At 62.4% G+C, this 26618-nt stretch carries 11 protein-coding genes; 3 read left to right on the top strand and 8 right to left on the bottom strand.

The features are described 5' to 3' along the window. Window positions 1-10: 10 nt before the first annotated feature. The 3 genes from LQR33_RS18975 to LQR33_RS18965 are packed head-to-tail and all read right to left on the bottom strand — an operon-like array spanning window position 11 to window position 15669. The gene (locus tag LQR33_RS18975; protein WP_231470098.1) at window positions 11-361 is read right to left on the bottom strand and encodes an immunity 8 family protein; all 351 of its coding nucleotides are present in this window, start codon (window positions 359-361) and stop codon (window positions 11-13) included. After that, window positions 358-13941 carry a two-partner secretion domain-containing protein gene (locus tag LQR33_RS18970; RefSeq protein ID WP_231470097.1) on the bottom strand — a complete coding sequence of 4528 codons (13584 nt, stop codon included), beginning with the start codon at window positions 13939-13941 and terminating at the stop codon, window positions 358-360. Before LQR33_RS18970 ends, LQR33_RS18975 begins: the two co-directional genes overlap by 4 nt. A 36-nt stretch (window positions 13942-13977) precedes the next feature. Then, window positions 13978-15669 (bottom strand): ShlB/FhaC/HecB family hemolysin secretion/activation protein, encoded by a 1692-nt coding sequence (locus LQR33_RS18965; protein WP_231470096.1) that lies wholly within the window; start codon window positions 15667-15669, stop codon window positions 13978-13980. A gap of 514 nt (window positions 15670-16183) precedes the next feature. Between LQR33_RS18965 and LQR33_RS18960 the strand changes: the two genes are divergently transcribed. Both LQR33_RS18960 and LQR33_RS18955 read left to right on the top strand, forming a co-directional pair. Beyond that, window positions 16184-17584, top strand: a complete 1401-nt coding sequence (locus LQR33_RS18960; protein WP_166438310.1) for an L-serine ammonia-lyase — start codon at window positions 16184-16186, stop codon at window positions 17582-17584. Between the two features lie 111 nt (window positions 17585-17695). Beyond that, window positions 17696-18223 carry a GNAT family N-acetyltransferase gene (locus LQR33_RS18955; RefSeq protein WP_231470094.1) on the top strand — a complete coding sequence of 176 codons (528 nt, stop codon included), beginning with the start codon at window positions 17696-17698 and terminating at the stop codon, window positions 18221-18223. Window positions 18224-18286: 63 nt separating this feature from the next. Here the strand turns inward: LQR33_RS18955 and speA are convergent, their stop codons facing one another. Further along, window positions 18287-20167 carry an arginine decarboxylase gene (speA, locus tag LQR33_RS18950; protein WP_166438309.1) on the bottom strand — a complete coding sequence of 627 codons (1881 nt, stop codon included), beginning with the start codon at window positions 20165-20167 and terminating at the stop codon, window positions 18287-18289. Between the two features lie 470 nt (window positions 20168-20637). Between speA and astE the strand changes: the two genes are divergently transcribed. Next, window positions 20638-21627, top strand: a complete 990-nt coding sequence (astE, locus tag LQR33_RS18945; RefSeq protein ID WP_231178880.1) for a succinylglutamate desuccinylase — start codon at window positions 20638-20640, stop codon at window positions 21625-21627. A 63-nt stretch (window positions 21628-21690) separates the two neighbouring features. Here astE and flgL read toward each other — a convergent pair whose 3' ends face one another. Genes flgL through LQR33_RS18925 form a run of 4 tightly spaced genes read right to left on the bottom strand, consistent with a single transcriptional unit; the run spans window position 21691 to window position 26613 of the window. Further along, the gene (flgL, locus tag LQR33_RS18940; RefSeq protein WP_166438307.1) at window positions 21691-22626 is read right to left on the bottom strand and encodes a flagellar hook-associated protein FlgL; all 936 of its coding nucleotides are present in this window, start codon (window positions 22624-22626) and stop codon (window positions 21691-21693) included. Window positions 22627-22637: 11 nt separating this feature from the next. Next, window positions 22638-24449, bottom strand: coding sequence for a flagellar hook-associated protein FlgK (gene flgK / locus LQR33_RS18935; RefSeq protein ID WP_166438306.1), 1812 nt, complete (start codon window positions 24447-24449; stop codon window positions 22638-22640). A gap of 50 nt (window positions 24450-24499) precedes the next feature. Continuing rightward, the gene (gene flgJ, locus LQR33_RS18930) at window positions 24500-25459 is read right to left on the bottom strand and encodes a flagellar assembly peptidoglycan hydrolase FlgJ (RefSeq protein ID WP_166438305.1); all 960 of its coding nucleotides are present in this window, start codon (window positions 25457-25459) and stop codon (window positions 24500-24502) included. Between the two features lie 53 nt (window positions 25460-25512). Next, window positions 25513-26613, bottom strand: coding sequence for a flagellar basal body P-ring protein FlgI (locus tag LQR33_RS18925; protein ID WP_021477263.1), 1101 nt, complete (start codon window positions 26611-26613; stop codon window positions 25513-25515). Between the last annotated feature and the right edge of the window lie 5 nt (window positions 26614-26618).

Here is a 26618-nt window from a genome sequence, read left to right as displayed (position 1 = left end):
CCACCTCCCTTTAATTCACATAATCCTCAAATTCCCACTCCATTACCTTCGAAACTTTCCTAGCAACACCATCCCAGTCAGGTGCATCTATTTCCAGCAAAGCTTTTTCAATAGTCTGCCTAATCTGCGGAAAATCATATTTATTAACAATCAGCATATGTCTACCCCAAGTAGGCATTTTTGCAGCCGCCTGCAGCCAACTAGGCGTACATACATTAACACGAAAGCAATCACCACCAGCACTATTCTCGGCTCCAATTACACAGACAAGCCATATACTAAAACAGTAAGGATCTTCTGGCGTAAATCCCTCAACATTACAAACACCACCCAAATCAACAGACTTAATATTTGCTTTCATTGCCTCACATTCAGATGACCATTTCTGATCACCTTCCCATTGCTATCTTTCATTTCAAAATTAGCCTGAACACCGGTAATTGCAAAACGACCGTTTTTTTCAGCTGGAGGTCGATATGACCTAGTTCCATCCGCACTAACCAAGCCACCAGGCACGCCCCCCATTGGTCTTGCTCCATCCCCGACCCAAAGCTGACCTAGTCGATTTGCATCCTCCACACTACCAGTGCCTATCCCAAAATTCTTATAACCATCTGCAGAGCCGGAAATAACTTTTGCCAAACGACCATCTTGCGCAGCAATCGCATCCAATTCTTTTTTATACAACCTTTGTTTCAGAGCAACGGTACTCATTACACTTGCCTCCCCCTCTGAAACTCCATATGCAGTTCTAGTACCTCTAGTCCTCGGAAGCTCTACTTCAGTCTCCTTACTAACTACCCCTCCCCCATTTCCACCACCACTAAAAGCCATGGAGGAAATAGCAGCCATCATAAATGCTCTGGATCCAACAATCTCATTTGGGGTCATGAGATTTTCAAGGGATGCACGCTGAACAACCGACATCCAAAGAGCACCAATATTTTGCTCCTCCTGAGAGGACAAATCCCCCTTGGCAATCAGTTTCTTCAGTCTATTAAGCTCATTATCGATATCTTTTCGACTAACCTGCCCCTTACCCTTTCCAAGCAAACCTGCAACCTCTGTCGCTGCGACTTTGACTCTTTCGCTTGTACCCCTTGCAAAGGTAAGAGCATTATTCTCCATCTCAGTCTTCGCCGCATTCACCGTCGTCGCTGCCGTCTCAGCGCCGCCAGCCGCAGTCGACAACCCCGTCAACAAACCGTTGACCAGATTCTCGCGCTGCAACTTTTCCTCCGCCGTCATCTTGTCGGCATCGGTATGCTGCAGCTTATCCAGCGCGTTGTTCAGCGCCACGCTGGCCGCGCCGCCCGCCGCGCCCGCTCCGCAGCTTTGGCCGCTGGCTTCCGCGCCGGCGCAAGCCAGGGCGGCATGCAGCACCGCGCGCACGACTTCGCCTTCCGGCTTCTTGTCCGCATGATCCGGATCGCTGCTCTGCGCCCGTTCCAGATCATCCGCCAGCGCCTTGACTTCCTGCGCGCCCAATCCCTGCAGGTAGGCGATGCCGGCATTCTGCGCCATGCCGGTCAGGCCATTGGCCAGGTTGCCGCCAATTCCGGCGGTGACCGCTGTGAGAATCTGGCTATAGCTGCCGCCCGGGGCCCACTTGGCGGTATCGTCCGCGGCCTGTTTCTTGCTGGCGTAATCCGGGCTGTTGGGGTCGGCATCTTTCAAGGCGTCGGCTGCCGCCTTGGCCTCCGCAGCCTTATTGGCCATGAAGGTGCCCACTTGCTGGTTCAAGGCGTTGGCGGCGTCAAACAAGCCCTGCACTTCGCTGGCGTTGAAGTTGTTGGCCAGCTTGCCGCTGCCGTCGCGGCCAGTGCTGACGTCGCGGTTGGCCGAGGCTGCCGCCTGTTCAGCCGTTTGGCCGGTTTTCTCCTGCTGCAGCGCGTTGTCGGTGATGGTCAGGCTGCCGGCGCTGATGCCGGCGCGGGTGGTGCTGTTGTCGTGGTCCGACGCGGCCATGGCCATGCCGGTTACGCCGCTGCTGCCGGCGGTGACACTGATGCTGCTGGCGGTGAAATCGGCATGGTTGTCGATGTCCTTCAGCACCAATGCGCCGGTTTGCAAGCTATTCTTGCCGTCCTGCGCCGCCTTGTCGGTGCTGGCGATTTCCGCTCCGTTCAGAGCGGTAATGCCCTTCACCGTCAGCTGGAAGCCGCCGTCGCCGGCCTGGATGCCGGACTGGCGCTGCACGCTGGCGTAGTCGGCATCCATTTTCTGCTGGCTGAGGCTGACGCTCCCGCCCGAACCGATAGGCCCGATGGTCACATTGCCGCTGATCGACTGATTCAGACTGTGATAAGTACTGGTGTCCTGCAGACTATCAATCTTGAGATCGCCGGCGATATCGCCCACTACCTGCTGGCCGCTGGCGATGCCCTGCAGCGTGAGGTTTCCGCCGGACTGCAGGTTCAGCTTGCCGCCGGCATTCAGTTCGCTCAGCTGATATTGGCTGCCGTTGCCATCCACCCTGCCGCGGCTGAGGCTGCCGTTGGCGGTAAAGCCAAGTTGCGGCCTGTTCTCCTGGAAGCCAATCGCCACGCCCACCGCGCCGCTGCTGGCGCTGCTGGTGGTATGTTCGCTGCTAGTGCTTTTGGCCGCCAGCAGGGTGATGTCGCCTTCGGCCTGCAAGGTCAAATCCTTGCCGGCGATGAACTGCGCCCCCTTGGCGGTGATGGTGCTGTCCTTGCCCGCGCCGTGCGCCAGATCCATCACATTGCCGCTGGCCTTGAGCAAGCTGCCGCTTTCGTTATGGCTGTCGCTGACGGTGGTGCTTTCGCTGCGGCTGCCACCAACGGTCAGGCTCAACTGGATGCCGCCCTTGGTCTTCTGGCCGGCGTCGCTCATCGCTTGCTGGTAGGCGGTGTAGCTGTTGTAGCCGGCCAGCGCGGCGGTGGCGGCGGACAGCGCCTTGACGCGATCATCCTTGCTCTTCAGCGCAGTTTCGGTGGCGGACTCCATCGCCTGCAAACCGTTGATCAGCGGGCTGGTGAGCTGCAGCGTCAGGCCGCTGGACTTGCTGACGGTCTTCTGCACGCTGTGCCAGGTGTCCACCGCCACGTCGAGGTTCTGCTTCTTAGTATCCAGATACAGGTTGCCGCCGGCGGTGACGTCGCTGCCTTGCAGGGTGAGGGTGTCGCCGGTCTTGATGTTCAGGTTGCCGCCTATGCTGCCCACCAGGCTGCGGTTCTGGCTCTGGGTGGTGCCCGCGCCGTCCATTTGCTGCGTCAATTCCTTGCTGCCGATGGTGAAGCCCAGGCCGCCGCCGGAGAACAGGCCTGATGTCTCTTCTTTGTGGTACTGGAACAGGCGGCTGGTATCGGTGCCGGAAGTGATGTTGAGATTGCGGCCGGCATCCAGCGTCACGTCGCCGCTGCCCGCCACCTGGCTGGCGTGGATGTTGATGTCGCGCTGGCCTTTGAGGATCAGCGTGTCGGCCGATACCGTGCTGCCGGCTTCGTGCGTGCTGTCGTGGGCGACGATGTCGGTGGTGGTGGTGCTGCTGAACCAGCCGCTGGAATGGTGCACGGTCTTGCTGTAGTCGCTGTGCCGCTCCTCGGCGCTGCCGAGGTTGACGTCGCGCCCGGCCACCAGCGCTTCCTGGCCATTGCTGGTCAGGCTGGCGGCCTGGGTGGAGATGTCGCGCCCCGCCTGCAGGATCAATCCGCCCTCGCCATGCGCGGCGACGCCGTGCTGGGTGAGGTCGTAGTTATTGCGGATGGTCTCGCCCCAAGTATTGTCGTTGCGGCTTTCCGTCGCCACCCCGCCCAGCTTGATGTCGTTGCCGGCGGACAGGGCCAGCTTGCCGCCGCTGGCCAGGCTGGCGCCGTTCAGCAGCGCGTCGCCGCCGGCATGCAGTTGCAGGTCGCCCTTGCCGGCCAGGCTGGCCACGGCCAGGTTGTCGGCTTGCCAGTTGTGGCTGTTGCCCCAGCCGTAGCCGATGTCATGGTTGGTGTTGACTTCGCTTTGCATGGTCAGCTGCTTACCGGCCAGAGCGGTCAGGCTGCCGCCGGTGGATTGCGCGAACGAGCCGCTCAGGCTCAGGTCGCCGCCGGCTTTCAGCAATACATCGCCGCCGCCTTGCAGCAGCGAGGCGTTATGGGTTTGGCTCAAGGTATCGTAGCCGCCACCCCACCAGCTGCCCGCGCCATGCTTGCTGTCCAGCGTGGACGCCAAGGTCAGGCTGCCGCCGGCGCTGGCCAGCACGCTGCCGCCGGCCTTGGCGGCGCTGCCAGACAGGGTCAGGTCGTTGCCGGCGGCGAGCGCCAGGCTGCCGCCGATATTGAGCTGGCTGCCGACGTGGTCTGCCTGCTGATATTGGTAGCTGCTGTACCAGCCGCTGCCGCCCAGGTCGTAACGGGTTTCGCGGCTGAGAATGTCCAGATCGTGGCCGGCCTGCAGGCTGGCGTTGTCTGCCGCGTCGATCGCCGCCGCCCGCAGTTTCAGATCATTGCCGGCCTGCAGCTGCAAGTCGCCGCCGGCCTTGACGCTGCTGCCCGCCTGGCTGTGCTGGCTGTCGTCGGTGATGGTCAGGTTCTGCGCGGCGGACAGCCCCAGATCGCCGCCGGCTTGCACCTTGCCGCCTTCGATGCGGATGTTGTTGGCCTGCGCCAGCAGCGTGGTGTCGGACTTCAGCGTGCCGGTGTTGACCAGATCGCCGCTGGCCAGCAGGCTCATGCTGTTGCCGGCCAGCACCGCGCCCTGCCCGCGCAGAGACTTTTGATCGGCATTGGCCAGATAGACCATGGGCACCAGCACGTCCTGGCCGCCCACGTTTTGCTTCACCAGCCACACCATGTCGGAAGTGAGCTTGGCCATTTGATCGGCCGAGAGCGCCATGCCCGGCGTCAGTTGGAACTGCTTGGCGTACTGCGCGCCGTTGCTCATCAGCTGCTGGTATTGCTGCATCGCGCTGCCGTAGCCGGACAGGAAGCGCTTGCCGGTCATGTCGGTGACGGCGCGGGTGACCAGCTGCTGTTCGTAGAAGCCGTCGCCCAGGCGCTTTTCCACCTTGCTGGGGTCGTAATTCAGTTGCTTGAGCAAGTAGTCGGACGAGATGAAATTGCTGTACTGGGTGAATTGCGGATTGGTTTCCACCAGGTAGGGCTGCTGCGGTGCCGGTTTGGCGTGGAACAGGCCGTTGTCCGGCACGGCATAGCCGTTCGCCACCGGATTGGCGGCCTTGGCGCCGCCGGCGGACATCGTCACCTGCTGCGTGGCCGGTGCCGGCGAATAGGTCTTGGCCAACTGGCCGCCGGCGGTGGCATCGACCCCGCCGTTCTTCAGTTGCTGGCCATCCGCGCCGGACAGCGCGCCATTCAACTGCGCGCCCTGGACCTGGCCAAGCGCGCCCTGCAGGACCTTGCCCGCCTCTCCTTGCGCCGCCGCCCCGCCCAAGGCCTGGCCCGCCATGCTGGACAGCGCGCCATTCAACTGCGCGCCTTGTGCCTGGCCCACCGCGCCTTGCAAGGCCTGGCCGGTGGCCGCAGCCTGCTGGCCTGCGCCCTTGATCGCCGGCCCTTGCGCCTGGCTCACCGCCGACTGGTTATTGACGGCATTGCCGGTTACCGTGGACACATTCACCCGCGCCGCGTCCTTGCCGTTGACGATGGAGGGGGCTTGCAGGTTTAGGTGTTGGTTGGAGGCGACGGTGGCGTCTAGGGAACCGATTACTGTTGACGTTGTAGTCGCTGCAGAAGTAACAACCGTGGTACACCAAGCCCCTTCACGCTGCATGCAGTTCCATGCATCTGCAAAGTTATCATATCGGTTAACAGTAGAGGATTGGGTGGTGGTTATAGTTTTCTTTAATTCCTGGCCAATATTCTGAACACTTCCAGACCCAACCGAAACGCTCCCTCCTGCAGCAATTGAACTGTACCGATTAGAAACCTCCCCACCAGAGATATGAATATCACCACCAGCTAACATTCTAGATGGGCTTCCCACCAATTCGGCAACATCAATTGTTTCTGTTTTTATTTCACGCCTTAGACTCTCCCCATAGTTAGCCACAGGAAAAAATTCATCAACCCCTGTTAAATTCAGGCTTTGAAAACTACCCATAGAAGGGCGAATAGCCATGTTCTTAGGGTCTGGCCTGACATTATTAACAAATACCTTCTCAGAGGCCTCCAAACCAGACTTACTAACCGAAACCAATCTCATCGCCACTGAATTCCAATTATCTCCAGGCGCAGGCATTAGATTTTTATTAGGATCAAATCCAATAAGAAACATGTACGAATCATACGCACCACCCCACCCTGGGATTTTATTAAAAGCGTTGAGATCAAACACCCCACTCGGAGCATTATTAATGTAAAAATAACTCTCCACCTTTTCTGGCGACAAAAGAGAATCCTGATAAGGAGAAAGCTCCCTCCTTATTACTGTTAGCAAATGTTTGTTCTTGTCGTCACTTACTACAGAATATCGCACCCTCATTGACGGAGTGGAACTGCAATGATTTGAATTTACACATGGAGAGTAAACAACCCATTCGTCCACTCCATTTCGAAAGTTAAATCTCCCCACATAAGGGGAAAATAGCGTATCACAACTCGAATGATGGCATGCACCTTCACCGACTGCAGCTAAAGGGAAGTTGTAGAGCTCTTTGGTTTCTACTGTATTACTATTTAATTGGCGTATTGCTACCGAATTCGACTCATTACTCACCCGCCCAGCTTCGATAAACATATTCCCATCCGACTGCAAGGTCGCGATGTGATTCACCACCTGCCCCACCGTCGCGCCGGATTGGCCTATCCGCATATCGCCCTGGCTATATAACCAGGCACCATCATGGTTATTCAGCGTGCCGCCAATATTCAGCGCCATGCCCCCGGCCGAGGCCAGCAGCGCCTTGCCGCCGCTGTTGTCCAGGCTGCCAGCCTGGATGGCGATGTCGCCGGCGGTGATGGAGGCGGTGTTGGTGAGGCTGGCGGCGTGAATGTCCAGCGCGCCCGCGCCCAGGCTGCCGGCATTGACCAGGCTCTGGCTGAGCTGGGTGCTCAGCGTGCCGCCGATGTTGACGCTGCCGTTATTGGTCCAGTTGACGCCAGACAGACTGAGGTTGCCGCTGCTTTGCAGCTGGCCGTTGTTGACCAGGTTGCCGCTGACGCTGATGCTGAGGTTGCGGTTGGCTTGCAGTTGGGTGCCGGCGGCGTTGACGAAGTCGCCCTGCAGCTTCAGCGACAGGTCTTGCCCCGCCAGCAGGCTGCCGGCGTTGGCCAGCGACACCGTGTCGATGGCGAGATTGCGCTGGCCGTAGACGCTGCCGCCGCCGTTATCCAGGCCCTGCGCGCTCAGCTGCCAGTTGCCGTTGCCGGCGATCTGGCCGCCGTTGGCCAGTTGGCCGGTCACGGTCAGTCGGCTGTCGCCGACGCCCAGCGCCAGCACCTTGCCGCCGGCGTTGCGCAGGCTGCCGCTGTCCAGTTGCAAGGTCTGGCCGGCTTGCAGCAGGCCGCCGCTGTTGTCCAGGCTGCCGGCGTTCAAGGTCAGCGTGCCGTTGCTGCCCAGCGTGCCCTGCTGGTTGTTCAGCGCCTTGCCGCTCAGGGTCAAGTCGCCCTGGCTGCTGAGCACGCCATGGTTGTTGTTGAGGTCGCCGGCCGTCACTTGCAGCTGGCCGCCGGAAGTGATCTTGCCCTGCTGGCTGTTGTCGATCTGGCCGCCGATGGCCAGCGTGGCCAGCCCCGCGCCGGCCTGGCCGATCTGGCCATGCTGGTTGCCCAGGCTGGCGGCGCTGAGTTTCAGTTGGCCGGCCTGCAGCGCGCCGCCGCCGTTTTGCGCGTCCTGCTTCAGTTGGACATCCAGCGTGGCGGCGCTTTGCAGCACGCTGCCGCTGTTATCTAGTTGATTGGCGCTCAGCGTCAGATTGCCGTTGGCGGCCAGCGCGCCGGCAGTGGAGTTATCCAGCTTGCCGCCCAGCTGAATCCGGCTGTCGCCGGCGCCCAGCGCCTTGATGCCGCCGCCACGGTTATCCAGGCTGGCGGCGTCCAGTTGCAAGCTGTCGCCCTGCACTATCCCCTTCTGGTTGTCCAGCGCGCCCTGCAAGGTCAAACTAAGCGATTGGCCGCTGGCCAGCGTGCCCCCCTGGTTGTTCAGATCCTGCCGCACGGTCAGGGCCTGCGCGCCCTGGCTGCCCAGCGTGCCCTGGCGGTTGTCGAGCTGGCCGGCGTCCAGCGTCAGCCCGCCGTTGCTCAGCAATTGACCCTGCTGGTTGTGGAAGGCCTGGCCGATCTTCAGCTTGGCCTCGCCGGCGCCGATCTGGCGGATGTCGCCAGACTGGTTGCTGAGGGTATCGGTTTTGAGATTGAGATTCTGGGCGGCGATATGGCCGCCATCGTTGGTGAGCGTGCTTTGCTTGCTCAGTTCCAGATGGCTGGCCGCTTGCAGCGTACCCTTGGCGTTGTCGATGGTCACCGCATTGACGGTCAGATCGGCGTTGCCGGCGACTTTGCCCTGGTTATGCAACTCGCCGCTGACGTCCACCTTGCTGGCAGCGTCTTTGCCCAACGCCAGGATTTGACCCTTGTCGGCGTTGGTCAGGCTCGATGCGCTGAGCTGCAAATCCTTACCCGATTGAATCGTGCCTTGCGCATTCTCCAGCGTGCCGGCCGTCAGCTTGACCTGGCCGTCACTGCCGACCACGCCGTCGTTATGCAACAGAGTGCTCGCGGTGAGATCGACGCCCTGGCCGCCGATCAGGCTGCCCTTGCTGTTGTCGAGGGTCTTCAGTTGGCTCGTCAGCTGCTGCTGGGCATAGATCTCACCCGCCTGGTTGCTCAGGCTGTCGGCATTCAGTTTCAGACTCTGGCCGGCGATGTGGCCGCCGTCGTTGGTGAGGCTGGTTTGCTTGCTCAGCTCCAGATGGCTGGCCGCTTGCAGCGTGCCCTTGCTGTTGTCGACGCTGGCGGCGTTGACGGTCAGATCGGCGTTGCCGGCGATCTTGCCCTGGTTATGCAGTTCGCCGCTGACGTCCACCTTGCTGGTGACATCCTTGCCCAGCGCCAGGATTTGGCCCTTGTCGGAGTTGGTCAGCGAAGCCGCCGTCAGTTGCAGCTCCTTACCGGACTGGATGGTGCCCTGCGCGTTCTCCAGCTTGCCGGCGCTCAGCTTCACTTGGCCGTCGCTACCGACCACGCCGTCGTTGTGCAGCAGGCTGCTGACGGTGAGGTCTACACCTTGGCCACCGATCAGGCTGCCTTGGCTGTTGTCGAGGTTCTTCAGTTGGCTGGTCAGTTGGCCTTGGGCATACAACTCACCGCCCTTATTGCTGAGCGAGTCAGCATTCAGTTTCAGACTCTGGCCTGCGATATGACCGCCGTCGTTGGTCAGCGCGGCTTGCTTGCTCAGTTCCAGATGGCTAGCCGCCTGCAAAGTGCCCTGGCTGTTGTCGACGGTCGCCGCGTTGACGGTCAGATCAGCATTGCCGGCCAGCTTACCCTGGTTGTGCAGCTCGCCGCTGACGTCAACAGTGCTGGCGGCGTCCTTGCCCAGCGCCAGGATCTGGCCCTTGTCAGCGTTGGTGAGGCTGCTAGCGGTGAGCTGCAGGTCCTTGCCGGATTGGATGGTGCCGGCGGCGTTCTCCAGCGCGCCGGCGCTCAGCTTCACTTGGCCATCGCTGCCCACCACGCCGTCGTTGTGCAGCAAAGTGCTGATGGTGAGGTCGACGCCCTGGCCGCCGATCAGGCTGCCCTGGCTGTTATTCAGCGTCTTCAGTTGGCTGGTGAGTTGCTGCTGGGCGTAGATCTCCCCGGCCTGATTGCTCAGGCTGTCGGCCTTCAGTTGCAGACTCTGGCCGACGATGTGGCCGCCATCGTTGGTCAGGCTGGTTTGCTTGCTCAGGTCCAAATGGCTGGCCGCCTGCAGCGTGCCCTTGCTGTTGTCTATCGTCGCCGCGTTGACGGCCAGGTCGGCATTGCCGGCCACCTTGCCCTGGTTACGCAGCTGGCCGCTGACGTCCACCTTGCTCGCCACATCCTTGCCCAATGCCAGGATCTGGCCCTTGTTGGCGTTGCTCAGGCTGCTAGCGGTAAGCTGCAGGTCCTTGCCGGATTGGATGGTGCCGGCGGCGTTCTCCAGCGTGCCGGCGCTCAGCTTCACTTGGCCGTCGCTACCGACCACGCCGTCGTTGTGCAGCAGGCTGCTGACGGTGAGGTCGACGCCCTGGCCGCCGATGACGCTGCCCTTGGCATTATCGAGGGTCTTCAGCGTGCTGCTCAGTTGTTGCTGGGCATAGATTTCGCCGGCCAAGTTGCTTAGGCTATCGGCGTTCAGTTGCAGATTCTGGGCGGCGATATGGCCGCCATCGTTGGTCAGGCTGGTTTGCTTGCTCAGCTCCAGATGGCTGGCCGCTTGCAAGGTACCCTTGCTGTTGTCGATGCTGGCGGCACTGACCGTCAGGTCGGCGTTGCCGGCCAGCTTGCCCTGGTTGTGCAGCTCGCCACTGACGTCAACAGTGCTGGCGGCGTCCTTGCCCAGCGCCAGGATCTGGCCCTTGTCAGCGTTGGTGAGGCTGCTAGCGGTGAGCTGCAGGTCCGTGCCGGACTGGATGGTGCCGGCGGCGTTCTCCAGCGCGCCGGCGGTCAGCTTCACTTGGCCGTCGCTGCCCAACACGCCGTCGTTGCGCAGCAGGCTGCTGACGGTGAGGTCGACGCCCTGGCCGCCGATCAGGCTGCCTTGGGCATTGTTCAGCGTCTTCAGTTGGCTGCTCAGTTGCTGCTGGGCATAGATCTCGCCGGCCTGGTTGCTCAGGCTGTCGGCATTCAGTTTCAGACTCTGGCCGGCGATGTGGCCGCCGTCGTTGGTGAGGCTGGTTTGCTTGCTCAGCTCCAGATGGCTGGCTGCTTGCAGCGTGCCCTTGCTGTTGTCGATGGTCGCCGCGTTGACGGTCAGATCGGCGTTGCCAGCGACCTTGCCCTGGTTACGCAGCTGGCCGCTGACGTCCACCTTGCTCGCCGCATCTTTGCCGAGGGCCAGAACCTGGCCCTTGTCGGCATTGCTCAGACTATTAGCCGTGAGCTGCAAGTCTTTGCCGGACTGGATGGTGCCGGCAGCGTTCTCCAGCGTGCCGACACTCAATTTCACTTGGCCGTCGCTGCCGACCACGCCGTCGTTGTGCAGGCTGTCGGTCGCCGTCAGGTCGACGCCCTGGCCGCCGATCAGGCTGCCTTTGCTGTTGTCTAGGGTCTTGAGTTGGCTGCTCAGCTGCTGCTGGGCGTAGATCTCGCCGGCCTGGTTGCTTAGGCTATCGGCGTTCAGTTGCAGATTCTGGGCGGCGATATGGCCGCCATCGTTGGTCAGGCTGGTTTGCTTGCTCAGCTCCAGATGGCCGGCCGCCTGCAGCGTGCCCTTGCTGTTATCGATGCTGGCGGCGTTGACGGTCAGGTCGGCGTTGCCGGCCACCTTGCCCTGGTTATGCAGTTCGCCGCTGACGTCCACCTTGCTCGCCGCGTCTTTGCCTAACGCCAGGATCTGCCCCTTGTCGGCGTTGGTGAGGCTACTAGCGGTAAGCTGCAGATCCTTGCCGGATTGGATGGTGCCGGCGGCATTGTCCAGCTTGCCGGCGCTCAGCTTCACTTGGCCATCGCTGCCGACCACGCCGTCGTTATGCAACAGGGTGCTGACGGTGAGGTCAACGCCCTGACCGCCGATCAGGCTGCCCTTGGCATTGTCGAGGGTCTTCAGTTGGCTCGTCAGCTGCTGCTGGGCATAGATCTCGCCCGCCTGGTTGCTCAGCGAATCGGCGTTCAGCTTCAGGCTCTGGCCGGCGATATAGCCGCCGTCATTGATCAGGCTGCTTTGCTTGGTAAGATTCAAGCTAGCCGCCGCCTGCAAGGCGCCCTTGCTGTTGTCGATGGTCGCCGCGTTGACGGTCAGGTCGGCATTCCCGGCGACCTTGCCCTGGTTGCGCAGCTCGCCGCTGACGTCCACCTTGCTGGCAACGTCCTTGCCCAGCGCCAGAATCTGGCCTTTGTCGGCGTTGGTGAGGCTATTAGCCGTGAGCTGCAGGTCCTGACCGGACTGAATCAGCCCGCTGCCGTTGTCGAGCGCGCCGGCGGCGAGGTCCAGCTTGCCGTCGCTGCCCAACACGCCGCCATCGTTATTCAACTGCTGGCGCGCGTCGACCGACGCCGACAGGACGCCGACCAGCCGGCCCTGGCGGTTGTCCAGTTGCGCCGCCTGCGCGTCCAGCCGGCCGTCGCTGGCGATGCGGCCTTGTTCGCGGTTGTCGAGCGCGTCCGCGCTCAGGCGCAGCGCGCCGGCGCCGGCGTGGCTGATTTCGCCGCCGCGATTGTCCAGATCGCCGCTTTGCAGCTTCAGATCATGGCCAGCGCTGGCGAGCAGGCCCTGACGGTTATCGGCCTGGCCGTTGATGCGCCAGACCGAGTCGGCTTGCCCGGTCTGCACGATCTTGCCCTGGCGGTTGTCCAGCGCGCCCAATTGGAGGTCCACCTGGGCGGCGGCGAGCTGGCCGCTACGGTTGTCGAGCTGGCCATCGAGGGTGAGCCGGGCGGCGCCGGCGGCGCTCAGCCGGGCCTGCTGCGCGTTCACGTCGCCGGCGGCGCGGATCTCCAACGCGCCGTGGCTGGCGCTGACCGTGGCTTGGGACAGGTCGGCCTGGCCAGCCTTCAGACTAACGTCGCCGCCGGCCAGCAGCTGGCCGCTGTGTTGCAGCATACCGGCGCTGGCCACCGCCAGCCGGCCGTGGTCGCTGAGCTTGCCGTCGGCCTGGGCGCCGGCGGCCAGCGCGCCGTCGCCTTGCAGCGCGCCGGTGTTCAGCGTGAGGTCGCCGCCGGCGCTGAGCGCCTGGTGCAGGGCGGTCTGGCCGGCGATGTCGGCCTGGATCGCTCCCTCGGCGCGGGTGACGCCATCGTGCCGCAATTGGCCGTCGGCCTGCAGGATCAGGTTCTGCTGGCTGTGGGTCTGGCCGCGCAGGATCAAGTCGCCGGCGCTGGTCAGCTGCAAATCGCCGGCCTGGGCCGCCATGGTGCCCAGCTGATTGACGCCGACGCCCTTCTCGGTGCCCACCAGCTTGATGGCGTTGGCGTACATGCCGCCCAGCTGCGCCACGTCCAGCGCGAAGGCCGGGGCGTCGCTCGGGCGGCCCGCCAACGGCTGGGCCGCCAGCGTGGCAGCGTCCACCTGGTTGCGGCCCAGCACCAGGTCCAGCTTCTGCGCGTACAGGCTGGCGTTGACCGACACTGCCCGACTGATGATGGCGAAGCTGTCGACGTTGGCGGCGTTGAGGCCGGCGCCGTCTATGCTGACCCGGCCGCCGGCCACCTGGTAGCCGGTCAGCGCGCCCAGGGCGTTCAGCTGCGGCGCGCCGGTGGTCAGCGTGGCCTGCTGGGTATTGATGAAGCCGCAGCCGCTGCAAGTGATGCCCCAGGGGTTGGCGATCACCACCTGCGCGCGCTGGCCGGCCACCTCCAGGTAGCCGCGCAGCTGCGACGGATTCGCCTGCGTCACTTCGTTGAGGATGATGCGGGCGCTGCCGTTCTTCAGATTGGGGTTGCCGCTGATGTAGCCGGCCAGCTGGGTGTTGACGAGGGTGGCGCTGTTGTTGAGCAGCGCGCCGCCGGGGCCGACGTTGAACTGCTGGTACTGGTTGTGCGACACGCCGGCGGCGGTGGGCGCGGCGATCTGCACCACCGGCAGGCCATTGGCCGACTGGATCACGCCCGGCTGCTTGCCGGCCGCGGCGTTGGGATCGGCGATGATGTCGGCCGCCAGGGCGCTGCTGCCCAATCCCAGGCCGATCAACAGCACGCTGAGGCGCAGCGAGAATGCCTTGCACGCCGCCGCCAGCGTGGCGGCGACGCCCTCGGCGCCGTTGCCCTTGCCCTGTCCGCAGGCGTCTTCCTGCACCACCATCAGTTGGCCGCGGGATTGATTGAAGATGATCCGATAAAGGTGTTTGTTCATGATGTCAGCTCAACAAGACGGGACAGGGCAGCGGGCTCACCACTGCGCGGTGATCGAGAAATGGGTGATGGCGGGACGATCCCAGCCCTGCGGCTGGTGCAGCGCGCGCTCGTGGCTGAGTTCGGCGGACAGATGGCCACCCAAGCTCAGGCGCAGGCCGGCGGCCCAGCCGGACAGGCTGCGGACCGGACCAACATCGTAGGCCGGGCGCGCGATCTGGCCGGCATCCAGCCCCAGGTAGGGCTCCAGCGCCAGCGGACCGGCTGGCGGCAGCGGCCAGCTCAGCTCGTTGCGCAGGTAATAGCCGCTCTGCCCCACCAGCGCCTCGCCGTTGAAGCCGCGCACTGTGCAGCGGCAGCCGAGAGAGAACTGCTCGCTGGACATCAACAGGTCCGGGCTGTACTGGCCACGCAGCTCGCTGCTCCAGCGCAGCGTCTGCGATGCGACATGCAGCGGCAGTTGCAGCGCCAGCCTGCCTTGGTAAAGCTCGTGGCGGGCGGTCGGCCCGCCCTGCGCCGCCAGCGTATCCGGCTGCGCGCCCCAGGCGCCGATGCCGCGCTGGTAGCTGATCGAGCCATCCAGCACCGCCTCGCCCAGATACTGGCGATGGCTGAGCTCTAGCCCGGCGATGGTCAGGTCGCGCCGCTGCTGCACGACCTCGGCATCCTCGACGAAGCTACGCGACGCTTTGCGCGTCAGGCTCAGCTTCAACTCGGTCTTGCCGCTCTGATTGCGCCGCAGCAGCCGCGACAGCGACAGCAGCGTGTTGCGGCTGTGGCCGCTGGAGGTGAAGCTTTGGTTCACCCCCCGCACCGTCTGGTGGTAGGCGAAGCCGCTGTAGCTGAAAAAACCGGTCCAGTTGCCCAGCGGCAGCAGCCATGACAGCGACGCCGACTGGCTCAGCGGATGCGCCAGATGCTCGGCGTCCTGGCTCCAGGACAGCGACAGCGCGTCGTTGAGGCCTGTAGCGCCGCCCAGCGTCAAACTGCCGGTCGTTTGCAGCCTCCCGGTGGCATTCTGGCCGGAATCGTCCAGCGACAGCATGCCGGACAGCAAGCGGCCGCCGCTTCTATCCACCACCACATCGCTCTCGCCCGGCGCGTCGGCCGGCGTCAGCTCCATCGTCGCCTGCTGGCCCGGCACCCGGCCCAGCTGCTCCAAACCCTGCTCCAGGTCGCGCACATTGAGGATGTCGCCCGCTCCGGCCGGGAAAGCGCTGCGCAAGCCGATATCGCTGCCGTCCGCCTTCAGCCGGATCGCGTGGATGCGGCCCGGCACCACCGCCAGCCGCAGCTGGCCGCCGCGCAGGTTCTGTTCCGGCAGGTAGACCCGGCTGGTGACGAAGCCGCGCGCCACCATCTCGTTGGTCAGCGCCGCCGTCAGGCCGTTGATCCGGGCCAGGTCGACGCAGCCGGCCAGGCCTGCGTCAGCCAGCGGCTGCAGCCAAGCCAGCCAGCCGGCCGGCGCGCCTTCCAGCGCCACCCGTGTCAGGGCGAAGCAGTGTTGGGCGTCGGAAGCGGGAACAACCGTCTGCGGCGCGGCGGCCGGCGGTGGAGAGAATACGTCCGGGCGCTGCTGCAGTTCCTGGCGGCGCTGTTCCAGTTGTTGCTGCTGGTGGCGGAGTTGTTGATCGTTCTGTTGCAGCACCACGTCTGGCACGGTGGCGGCGCAAACCCAGGCGGGAAACAACAAGCCGCCCAGGCGGGCGGCTTTGGAGGCAAAGTTCATCGCGGCAGAATTAGAGTAAATAGTTAATATTGTTTAAAATTTGCCGACAAATATTAACAATTTACTTACAAATTCAAATTACGTAAAAACACGTAATCAATCTGCAATCGGTTGATAATCCCGCGATTTAGCCATTCAAAACGTATAAATTTCACAAAATAAAAGAATGTAAAATTTTAATTCCAAAAATGACATTCAAATTTAATAGGCAAAAATACGACAATCATTCTGACTTCAGTTCCACGGCGCTCTTCGCGTCACACCCGGCACCCTCGCATTCCCTTAAAAAAACAACGACATATTCCAAATAAGACCATATTCTCGACAGGGTGGTGCGGGATTGCGCTCTGCGGTAATCTGCCGACGAGCCAACCGGACCGCTCGCCTGCGGCGCAATCATCCGCCGCCCGCGCACCCTCGCCCGGCAACCATTACAATACAAACTAAGAGACGCCTCGCGGCGCCCGACAACAACCCGGCCCGAGCCGGGAATTTCCCTTAGAGAAGCATTACCATGGCAATCAGTGTTTTCGACCTGTTCAAAATCGGCATCGGCCCGTCCAGCTCCCACACCGTGGGCCCGATGCGCGCCGCCCGCCAATTCATCAGCCGCCTGGAAAAGGACGGCCAGCTGGACGCCACCGTCCGCGTCAGCGCCGAGATGTTCGGTTCGCTGGGCGCCACCGGCAAGGGCCACGGCACCGATGTGGCGGTGCTGCTAGGCCTGCAGGGCGAACAGCCTGATCTGGTCGACACCGATGCCGTGGACGGCATGCTGGCCGCCATCCGCGAGCAGCGCAAACTGAAGCTGCTGGGCAAGCGCGAGATCGATTTCGTCGAAGGCGAGCACCTGATCCTGCACAAGAAGAAAACCCTGCCCTACCACCCCAACGGCATGATCTTCGAAGCCTTCGACGCGGCCGGCGCAAGCCTGTCCAAGCGCGCCTACTACTCGGTGGGCGGCGGCTTCGTGGTGGATGAGGCTGCGATCGATGCCGGCTTCGTCCCGCCGGGCGTCACCGAGTTGAAGCACCCGTTCAAGAGCGCGGCCGAGCTGCTGGCTCTGTGCCAGCGTCACGGCAAGAGCATCAGCCAGATCATGCTGGAGAACGAGCTGTCCTGGCGCAGCGAGGAAGAAGTGCGCGCCGGCCTGCTCAACATCTGGAACGTGATGCAGGCCTGCGTGAAACGCGGCTGCGAGCGCGAAGGCATCTTGCCGGGCGGCATGAAGGTGAAGCGCCGCGCCGCCGACATGCACCGCAAGCTGCTGGCCTCGCCGGAAGCCGCGATGCGCGACCCGCTGACGGTGATGGACTGGGTCAACCTGTACGCGCTGGCCGTCAATGAAGAAAACGCCGCCGGCGGCCGCGTGGTCACTGCCCCCACCAACGGCGCCGCCGGCATCATTCCTGCAGTGATGCACTACTACGCCCGCTTCGTGCCGGGCGCCAGCGACGACGGCATCGTCCGCTTCCTGCTGACCGCCGGCGCCATCGGCATCCTGTTCAAACTGAACGCGTCCATCTCCGGCGCCGAAGTCGGCTGCCAGGGCGAGGTGGGCTCGGCTTGTTCCATGGCCGCCGGCGCGCTGTGCGAAGTGATGGGCGGCACGCCGGAACAGGTTGAAAACGCCGCCGAAATCGGCATGGAGCACAATCTGGGCCTGACCTGCGATCCGGTAGGCGGCCTGGTGCAGGTGCCCTGCATCGAACGCAACGCAATGGCCTCGGTGAAAGCCATCAACGCGGTGCGGATGGCGCTGCGCGGCGACGGCCAGCACTTCGTGTCGCTGGACCGCGTGATCAAGACCATGCGCGACACCGGCATGGACATGAGCACCAAGTACAAGGAAACCGCGCGCGGCGGCCTGGCGATCAACGTGATCGAGGTGCCAGTCAACATCGTCGAGTGCTGACCCCTCTGCGCCAAGCAAAAAGCCGCGGCAAAACCGCGGCTTTTTTTATTGGCTAAGCCCCTGCCCACTGGCACACTGTAGCCTGTCCCACCCACACCTGAGCTTCATTCCGTGCACTCACTAGACATAGAAACGCCGCGCCTGCTGCTGCGCCCGCTGCAGGAAAGCGACGCCCCCTTCATCCTGGAGCTGGTCAACGAGCCTGCCTTCCTTGCCAATATCGGCGACAAGGATGTGCATGATCTGGCCGGCGCGCGCAACTACATCGAGAAAGGCCCGCAAGCCAGCTACCGCCAGCATGGCCACGGTCTGCTGATGGTGGCGCTGCGCGACGGCGGCGAGCCGGTCGGCATCTGTGGCCTGGTCAAGCGCGACAGCCTGCCCCACCCCGACATCGGCTACGCATTCCTGGCGCGCCACTGGGGCCGCGGCTACGCCAGCGAAGCCGGCGCCGCCTGTCTGGAGCACGGGCGCGCGCGACTGGATATCCACTACGTGGTAGGGATCACCGCGCCGCACAATCAGGGTTCGATCCGGGTATTGGAGAAACTGGGCTTGGTCTACGACCGCACACTGGACTTGCCCGGCATCGACGGCCCCAGCCTGTATTTCGTCCCGCCAAGCTCCGATCCAGTCTGATCGGCGCGCCAGGCGCAAAAAAACCGGGCTCAAGGCCCGGTTTTTTACTGGCGAAATCGTAGATCAAACCGCCAGATACGACGACTGCTTCAGACCGCGGCAGAACTCGGCGAAGTACAGGCTGCGCTCTTCCGGATTCAGATCGCATTCGCGGGTCTTGGCCTCGTAGCGGTTGATCAAGTCCTCCGGCGACAAGTGCACATAGCGCAGCATGTCTTCGATGGTGTCATGCTCCTCGATGCCGGAAACCTCCAGCTCGCCGCCTTCGCGGACGTAGACGTTGACCGAGTCGGTATCGCCGAACAGATTGTGCATGTCGCCCAGGATTTCCTGGTAGGCGCCCACCAAGAACACCGCGATCAGGTACTCGTCGCCCTGCTTCACCTCGTGCACCGACATGCTGGACTCGATGCTCTGCTGATCCACATACTGCTTCAGCTTGCCGTCGGAGTCGCAGGTCAGATCCTGCAGCACCGCGCGGCGGGTCGGCTGCTCGGCCAGGCGATGCACCGGCATGATGGGCAGCACTTGGTCGATGGCCCAGGTGTCCGGCAGGCTCTGGAATACCGAGAAGTTGCAGAAATACTTGTCGGCCAAGCGGTCGGTCAGCTCGTCGTACACTTGGCGCTGCGAACGCTGGCTAGCCTGCAGCTGATTGTGCAAACGGCGGCACAGCGTGGCGTGCAGGTCTTCTGCCAGCGCCTTTTCCTTCAGCGATAGGCGGCCTTCGGCATACATCTCGCTCACTTCCGACACGCAGTGGCTGGCGCGGTAATAGATCTCGGTGACCAGCTCCTCGTCGTTGAGGTTGGCCAGCTCCACCAGCTTGCGCAGCGGCAACGACAGCTCTTCCGCGTTCTCGATTGGAGCCACCGTATCGGGCAGACGCTCAACGTCGGTCACGTTCATCAGCAGCACCGCGTGGTGGGCAGTCATCGCACGGCCGGATTCGGACAGGATGCGCGGATGCGGAATGCCGTTTTCGCCGCAGAACTCCGACAACATGGAAACGATCACGTGCGCGTATTCGTCCATGTCGTAGTTGATCGAGCTATCGTTGCGCGAATGGGTGCCGTCGTAATCGACGCCCAGGCCGCCGCCGACGTCGACATGGTCGACCGGCAGGCCCAGCGCGCGCAATTCGGCGAAATAGCGGATCGCTTCGCGGAAACCCAGGCGGTAATCGGCGATATTGGCGATCTGCGAGCCCATATGGAAGTGCATCAGGCGCACGCAGTCGCCCAGGCCGGCCTCGATCAGCTTGTCGGTGGCCGAGATCAGCTGGCCGGCGGACAGGCCAAACTTGCCCTTTTCGCCGCCGGTGTCGGACCACTTGCTGGACGCCAGCGACGACAAGCGAACGCGCAGGCCGATATTCGGGCGCACTTCCAGCTTGCGGGACTCCTCGATCACCAGTTCGACCTCGGACTCCTTCTCGATCACGATGAACACCTGGTGGCCCAGACGCTCGCCGATCAGCGCGAGACGGATGAATTCGCGGTCCTTGTAACCGTTGCAGACAATGGTGCAGCCCTTGGGCGCCAAAGCCAGCACCGCCATCAGTTCCGGCTTGGAACCGGCTTCCAGGCCGATGGACACGTCCTGGGTGGCGATGATGCTCTTGACCACCGCTTCCTGCTGGTTGACCTTGATCGGGTAGATGGCAGTGTAGCGGTTGCCGTAGCCTTGTTCGGCGATGGCCTTGTCGAAGGCGCCGCACAGGCGGGTCACGCGATCCTGCAGAATGTCCGGAAAACGGACCAGAAGGGGCAGATCCAGGCCTTTGCCGCCCAGCTCGCTCACCAAGCGATACAGATCGATTTCCTTGCGCTGGCGCACATTGGGACGCACGACGATATTGCCGTTGTCGCCCACATCGAAATAACCAGCCCCCCAATGCCGGATGCCGTACAGGCTCCGGCTATCAGCCACAGACCAAGCCATGAGTTTTCCTCTCAGAACTTATGATGGATAACCCCGCTCCTTAGTGCACGGCTTTCGGGCTCTACAGCTTTTATGTGGGCCTGGGATGTCGGAGCGAAACAGAATGAATTGTCAGTTGTTGCATAGCGCAAACGAGCGCGGATTGTAACAACATCTCGCTGATTGACAAGTAAAAAAATGTACTCGTTCGCATTCGTCCGAATCGATCCTCGCCGCCGCTCCCAAACAGCATCCGCCCGCCGGAAAAATCAAGGCAAGCAAAACAAAGGATTGCGCGCGCGAGCCCGGCCCAGCCATGACATCGGACACTTCCCACTCCCTCCTCAAGCAGGCCAGTTTTTTCGCAAACGACAAGCTTTTTAACCAGATCCGCAACACTCTCCGCAGCCCGCCACCGCGTCGCGACATGACCGGATAAGCAGCCGCGATTACAATCGGACATCATCCATCGCCAAGTGAACCGCCACGCCATGACGCACACGCCACCGTTCCTGCAGCACGCGCTATCCGCCCCCACCACCCCTGTCGAATGGCCGCTGGCCAACGGCCTGGCCGCGCGTTGGCTTGCGCCGGGCTGCGTGGAGCTGAATGGCGGCGCCGTCGAGGCCGACTCCGTATTGCTGTCCTGCGGCGTGCACGGGAACGAAACCGCGCCCATCGAAGTGGTGGACAGCATCCTGCGCGACATCGCCGCAGGCCGGCTGCCGCTGCGCTGCCGACTGCTGGTGATGTTCGCCAACCTGGACGCCATCCGGCAAGGCGTGCGCTACGGCAGCTACGACATGAACCGTCTGTTCAACGGCGCCCATGCCAAACAAGCCGAATGGCCCGAATCGGCCCGCGCCGCGGAACTGGAAAACCAGGCTGAAGCCTTCTTCGCGCCTGCGCGCGGCCGCCGCCTGCATTACGACCTTCACACCGCCATCCGCGGCTCGGCGTTCGAAAAATTCGCGATCTACCCCTTCATTCATGAACGCGCGCACAATCGCGAACAGCTGGCCTGGCTGCAACAATGCGGAGTCGAGGCCGTGCTGCTGCACAGCCAACCCGCCAATACCTTCAGCTACCACACAAGCCATCGCTGCGGAGCGGACGCCTTCACGCTGGAGCTTGGCAAGGCGCGCCCATTCGGCCAGAACGACCTGTCGCGTTTCTCCGGCATAGACCTGGCGCTGCGCGCGCTTTTGTCCGCCGAGCCAGCCGGCAGCGGCGCGCAGCAGGCTCCGCTGCCCCTATTCCGCGCCAAATACGATCTAGTCAAACTCAGCGAAGCTTTCCGCCTGCACCTTGCGGACGACGTCGAGAATTTCACCGTGCTGCCGGACGGCATGCTGATCGCCGAGGACGGAGATGTCCGCTACGTGGCCCGCGGCGGCAAGGAGCGCATCCTGTTCCCCAATCCCGCGGTGAAGCCGGGCCTGCGCGCCGGCATCGTGGTGGAACCCGCCAGCCTGGGCTGAACGATTCGGAATGCGCAAAAGAAAACGGGCCGCAATGCGGCCCGTTTTCGTCCAAAACGCGTATCAGCCGGAAATGTAATTGAACAGCGACAGCTGCGCGACCTGGGCATAGGTCTTCTGCGTATACTGCAGCGAGGTCTGGGTCAGGGTGAACTGGGAAATCGCCTGCGCCATGTCGAGATCCTGCAAAGCGCTGATGCCGCTGTTGTACTGGAGATTGAGGTTGTCGCTCATGTTTTGCAGGTTCGAGTTTTCCTGCTCGCGCGCGCCCACCGAGGCCAAGCCGATATTCATCTGCTGAGTGGCATCGCTCATCTGGTTGATGATGTTGTTTATCTGCGTCGGGAAATTGGCCGGCTTGGGATTCTGACCCAGCAGGTTGTACAGATTGATCACCGAGTCGAAAGCGGCAGTGGGGCTGCCGCCGCTTGCCAGCGAACCAAACACCATATTGCCCGGATCGGAAATCGCCATGATCCGCGAAGCGCTGACTTGCACGCTGCGCTGGCCATCATCACCGTTGTAGGCGATGGTCGGCGGGTTGTTCGACAGATCCAACGCGAAAGGAGCCGTGTTGATCTGATTGCCGCTGAACAAATAACTGCCGTTGCCGTCGGTCGCGTTGCCATAGCCCACCAGCTCGGACAAGCCTTCCTTCACCGTTTTCTGGATCGCCTGCAACTGCGTGGTGGACAACGCGCCGCTTCCGGCATAGATCGCCTGACTCTTCAACGAGCCCATCAGGTCGATCGCGCTCTTCAGCGAGGTGTCGGAATACGACAGCCAGCTATCCACCGCCTGGGTATTCGCCTTGTACTGCGTATTCTGGCCGCTGGACGTATTCAGCAACTCTATCCGCGAAGCGGCGACCGGATCATCCGACGGCGTCACCACACGCTTCTGATAGTCGATCTGCGTGTTGACCTGGACCAGCTGAGCCTGCAGGTTCGACATATTGTTCACGCCGGACTGATATAGCGTTGTCGAGCTGATGCGCATGGCCGCTCTCCTTACATGATATTCAGGATGCTGGAAAAGGTGCTCTGCGCAATCTGTATCACCTTGCTGCAGGCCTGGTAGGACTGCTGGTATTTGATCAGATTGGCCGCCTCCTGATCCAGGTTCACGCCTGAATAATTCGAGTTATTGGTAGTGGCTTGCTCCAGCGTTTTTTGCGCGCCGGCATTCATCTGTCCGACGGCGAAACCCTGGTTGCCAATCGAAGCCACCATCGAGGTGTAATAAACCTGATACGACTGATTATTGACCAAATTGATATTCTGCTGGGCGGTCAGTTGCAGCAGGTTGCTGTTATCGCCGGACGCCTTCAAATTGGGCGCGCCCACCGTCGCGGGACCCACGGTGAAACTCTGGCCGAGGTCCGGCGTGCCGGACAGCTGGAAGCCGATGCCGACATCGACCGGCGGCACCGCCGTGGTCTGCAATTTGTAACTGTTGGGCTGGCCCGTATTGGCCACTACATTGTAGGGGCCACCGCCATTGGGGCCAGTAATGGTCGCAGTCATCGCCACCGGCGCGGTGCCCGATGCCGTGATCGTCATATTGGTCATGCCGGTAGACGGATGGGTCGCCTTGGTCGGGAACGGCAAAGTCGGAGGCGAACCATTGATGCTGCCCGCGTAGGTGCCAGGCAACGAGGACCACACTCCCGTCATCGTCACGCCGCTAGTGCCACCCGCCGTGCCCGTGGGAACCATATTGGAGGCTGTGGCCAGCGCCTTCGGATCTCCCATCAGCACCTGGAACTGCCCTGCCGCATATTGAGGATTGGCCGCATAAGACGACAAGTCCTGGAAAATCGGTCCGCCAGGCTGCGCGTTGTAATCCAAACCCAGCGAGTTCTGGTAATTCATCGCCGCCGAGAAATTGATCGCCAGCGTGCCCAGCTGGTTCTGCGCTTGCAACAGCGCTCCATCGCGGAAATTGAGCAGACCGCCCAACTGACCGCTACCCAGAACGCTGTTGGGCAGGATGATGGGCGAGCCGCCGGCCGGGTTGACGAAACCGACCTGGCGATTGGTATTGTTGTTGGGGTCGGCCTGGGTAGTCAGTTGATTGACCGTGCCGCCGATCACCAGCGTCTGGCCACTGCCGATGTTGACCGTATAGGTGCCGTCGCTGGCGATGGAAACCGTCGCTCCCACCAGTTTGTTCAGCTGCAACACGGCCTGATCGCGCGCGTCCAGCAACCCATTGGGCTGCGCCTGGGGGGCCGAGGCGTTGCCGCCGGTCGCCGCGCCTATCTTCTGGTTCAGATCTGCGATCTGCTGGCCCAAGGCGTTGATGCTCTGCACCGTGGTGTCGATCTGGCCGTTGATCCCCTGCTGCATCTGCACTAGTTGGCTATTCAGCGAGGTCATCGAGGTGGCCAGCGCCTGCGCCATGCTCAGCACATTCTGGCGGACAGGCAGCGAGGCCGGCTGCTGCGACAGCGTCTGCAACGCGCCGAAGAACGACTGCATGGCCGGATTCGGGCTCTGGGTCGAGTTGGAGATGGTATTGTTGATCTGGTTCAACTGCTGCAGCTGGGAGGAATAGAAGCTGCTGTTGGCTTGCGCGCTCTGCACCTGGGTGGACAGGAACTGGCTATAGGTGCGCAGCACATTGGTGGCGTCCACTCCCTGCCCCAGAAAGCCGAAGCCGGCATTCTGCGGCTGGCGGTTGGCCTGAGTCAGGTACTCGACATTGTAGCCCGGCGTCGCCGCATTGGAGATGTTGTTGCTCGTCACCGACAACGCGTTCTGAGCGACGTTGAGGCCGCTCAGGCCGATGCTGAATATGTCTGCTCCGACGATTGCCATGATTATCCCCTATCCTGCCTTCCTTATCGGCTGTTTGCGCCAAAACTTGATCAAGCTTTGGCGACTTGTTGCGCCAGACTCGCCGCCACGTCCACCAGCTTGCGCGCATAGCGCGGATCGGTGGCGTAGCCGCCTGCCTGCAGCCCCTGGGCAAAGCCATACATGTTCTGTCCCTGGTTCAACACGTTCTTGTAACGCGAGGAGCCCTTTAGCACTTTGGCGTAATCGGAAAACGCCTCGGCGTAAGAGCCATAGGAACGGAAGGTTTCCATCCGTTTCTGCGGCGCGCCGCCCACGTACTCGGTGGTCATGACCGTGGTGGTCTTGCCTTGCCAGTCTGAACCAGCCTTGATGCCGAACAGGTTGTGGCTGTCAGAACCATCGCCGTTGCGTATCGTGCGCTTGCCCCAACCGCTCTCCAACGCCGCGTGAGCCACTACGCATTCGGGCGCCACGCCCAGTTGCTGCGCCGCGCCGCGGGCATGCGGCAACAAGTTGCTGGCGAAACTCTTGCCGCCGCCCGCTTGCTGAGCGGGCTGCTGCGCCAGGCTCGCCACCGCGCCGTCCGCCTCGGATTGCGCGCTCCGGTAAGCCTGCAACATGCGCTGCCCGGCCGGCTGGACCATCAGCGCGGGCCCTGCCTGGCGATGCACCAGAGCGGTCTTGCCCTCATCCGGGCTGAAGCCCGACTGCTTGGCGATCTGGCGATAGATCATGTCCCCCAGCCCCAGGCCGCCATTGGCACTCATCGCCTGGACCATCTGCTGGTCGGACAGGCCGCGAAAGGTATCCATGCTGTTGGACTCGTCCGAATCGTCGAACTTGGTCTCGCGCATGGCCTTCAGCATATTGCCCATCAACAACGACTCGAACTGGGCCGCAGTCTCCCGCGCGGCGGCCTTGGGGTCCGAAGCGGCCTTGGCGCGCAAGCTGCGCAGATGGCTCGGGTCCACCGCCAACTGGTGGCTGAGCGCGTCCTGCGGCAGAACAGACTGGAATTTAGCGGTCATCGATTACTCCTCGCCGCACAAAAAGCAATAATCGTGCCATAGCTGCGCGAAATTTAGATGATCTGCAAGTCGGCCTTCAGCGAGCCCGCCGATTTCATTGCCTGCAAGATGGAAATCAGATCCTGCGGCGTGGCGCCCAAAGCATTGAGCGCATTCACCACCTGCGACAGGTTGGCGCCGCCCTTCAGGCCCACCACCTTGCCGCTGGTGCTGTTGATTGTGATTTCAGCCTGGTTGGTGACGACGGTCTTGCCCCCGGACAAGGGGTTGGGCTGGCTCACTTGCGGCGTGTTGTTGACAGTGACGGACAGATTGCCGTGCGACACCGCGCAGGAGCTCAACGTCACAGCCTGGTTCATCACGATGGAGCCGGTACGGGCGTTGATGATGACCAGCGGGGAAAGATCTGCCGGATCGACGGCAATATTTTCCATCCGCGACAGGAATTGCACGCGCTGATTGCTGTCGAACGGCGCCCTCACCTCGATCAGCCGGCCATCCACCGCGCGGGCGGTATCGGAACCGAACACTTTGTTGATAGCCTGCACCGCGCGGTTAGCGGTGGTGAAGTCCGCCTCTTGCAGCTCCAGGTGAATGAATTCGCCGTCGCCCAGCGCGGTCTGCACTTCCCGCTCCACAGTGGCGCCGCCCGGAATGCGCCCCACGCTCAACTGGTTGATCTGAGTAGAACTGCCGCCGGCCGACGCGCCGGCGCCGCCCACCACGACATTGCCCTGGGCCATCGCGTAGATCTGGCCGTCCGCGCCCTTGAGCGGAGACAGCAGCAGCGTGCCGCCGCGCAGGCTCTTGGCGTCGCCTATGGACGACGCGGTGATGTCGATCGCCTGGCCGCGCTTGGCGAACGGCGGCAAGGTGGCGGTCAGCGTCACCGCGGCCACGTTCTTGGGGTCGATCTTGGTGCCCGGCGGCACCTGCACGCCCAGCTGGTTCAGCATATTGGTCATCGCCTGGCCAGTGAACGGCGAGGAAGTCACCTTGTCGCCGCTGCCATCCAAGCCCACCACCAAGCCATAACCGATCAACTGGTTGGGCCGCACGCCGCCGATATTGGCGATATCCTTCAAGCGCTGCGCCGACAAGGCCGGCAGCGAGGCCAGCAACAGGCTGGCCAGCACGATCCATTTCTTCATCATCCGAT

This window comes from Chromobacterium piscinae (genome assembly GCF_021129175.1).
GTDB lineage: Bacteria > Pseudomonadota > Gammaproteobacteria > Burkholderiales > Chromobacteriaceae > Chromobacterium > Chromobacterium piscinae.
Note: the sequence above shows the minus strand (reverse complement) of the source record. Positions and strands in the feature narration are given on the sequence as shown.

Coding starts and splice junctions, on each gene's coding strand:
- flgK (WP_166438306.1), bottom strand. CDS start 24,449: ATGGCAATCGTCGGAGCAGACATATTCAGCATCGGCCTGAGCGGCCTC.
- LQR33_RS18970 (WP_231470097.1), bottom strand. CDS start 13,941: ATGAACAAACACCTTTATCGGATCATCTTCAATCAATCCCGCGGCCAA.
- LQR33_RS18965 (WP_231470096.1), bottom strand. CDS start 15,669: ATGAACTTTGCCTCCAAAGCCGCCCGCCTGGGCGGCTTGTTGTTTCCC.
- astE (WP_231178880.1), top strand. CDS start 20,638: ATGACGCACACGCCACCGTTCCTGCAGCACGCGCTATCCGCCCCCACC.
- flgL (WP_166438307.1), bottom strand. CDS start 22,626: ATGCGCATCAGCTCGACAACGCTATATCAGTCCGGCGTGAACAATATG.
- speA (WP_166438309.1), bottom strand. CDS start 20,167: ATGGCTTGGTCTGTGGCTGATAGCCGGAGCCTGTACGGCATCCGGCAT.
- LQR33_RS18960 (WP_166438310.1), top strand. CDS start 16,184: ATGGCAATCAGTGTTTTCGACCTGTTCAAAATCGGCATCGGCCCGTCC.
- flgJ (WP_166438305.1), bottom strand. CDS start 25,459: ATGACCGCTAAATTCCAGTCTGTTCTGCCGCAGGACGCGCTCAGCCAC.
- LQR33_RS18925 (WP_021477263.1), bottom strand. CDS start 26,613: ATGATGAAGAAATGGATCGTGCTGGCCAGCCTGTTGCTGGCCTCGCTG.
- LQR33_RS18975 (WP_231470098.1), bottom strand. CDS start 361: ATGAAAGCAAATATTAAGTCTGTTGATTTGGGTGGTGTTTGTAATGTT.